This window comes from Duganella vulcania (genome assembly GCF_009857655.1).
GTDB classification, from domain to species: Bacteria; Pseudomonadota; Gammaproteobacteria; order Burkholderiales; family Burkholderiaceae_D; genus Rugamonas; species Rugamonas vulcania.
The window spans coordinates 1-935 of record NZ_WWCX01000262.1 but is presented as its reverse complement, the minus strand read 5'-3'; the positions used below and the strand labels follow the sequence as shown (position 1 = coordinate 935).

The 935-nt window shown below is 71.1% G+C and carries 1 pseudogene; it reads right to left on the bottom strand.

Annotation, left to right across the window (positions count from 1 at the left end):
• A pseudogene (locus tag GTP90_RS35855) lies at positions 1 to 935 on the bottom strand (heme utilization protein); the annotation flags it as partial.

Sequence of the window (935 nt, the reverse complement as noted above, 5' to 3'; positions counted from 1 at the left end):
GCTCAGCGCGGCCACTTGCGCGGTGCTCATGCTGGCGATCTGGCCCGAGGTCAACGCGACCACCTGGTTGGTGCCCAGGGCGGCGATGCCGCCGGTGCTCAGCGCGGCGATCGAGGCGGTGGCCAGCGAATTGATCTGGCCGGTGGTCAGCGCGGCCACTTGCGCGGTGGTCAGCGCGGCGATGGCGGCGGTCTTGACGGCCGACAGGTCGGCCGTTTCCATCGCGGCGATGGCGTTGGTCGACAGCGCGGCCACTTGCGCGGTGCTCAGCGCGGCGGCTTCGCCGGTGCTCAGCGCCACCACTTGCGCGGTGGTCAGGGCCTTGACCTGGTTCACGCTCAGCGAGGCGACAGCGTTGGTCGACAGCGCGGCGAAGTCGTTGGTCGACAGCGCGGCGATGGCGTTGGTGGTCAGCGCGGCCACTTGGGCGGTGCTCAGCACGCTGGCCTGGCCGGTGGTCAGGGCAACGATCTGGTTGGTGGTCAGGCCGGACACGGCGGCGGTGGTCAGCGCGACGATCTGGTTGGTCGACAGCGCGGCCACCTGGTCGGTGGTCAGGCCGGCCAGCTGGTTGCTGCGCAGCGCGGCGATGTCATTGGTCGACAGGCCGGCCAGGTCGGCGGTCTGGATCGCGCCGATGGCGTTGCTCGACAGGGCCGCCACTTGCGCGGTGCCCAGGCTGTTGATCTGGCTCGAGCTCAGCGCGACGATCTGGTTGGTGCTCAGCGCGCCGATGGCGGCCGTGCTCAGCGCGGCGATCGAGGCGGTGGCCAGCGAGGCGACCTGGCCGGTGGTCAGCGCGCTCACCTGCGCGGTGCTCAGGATGGCGATGGCGGCCACCTTGATGGCCGACAGGTCGGCCGTTTCCAGCGCGGCGATGTCGTTGGTCGACAGCGCGGCCACTTGCGCGGTGCCCAGCGCGGCGGCTTCGTTGG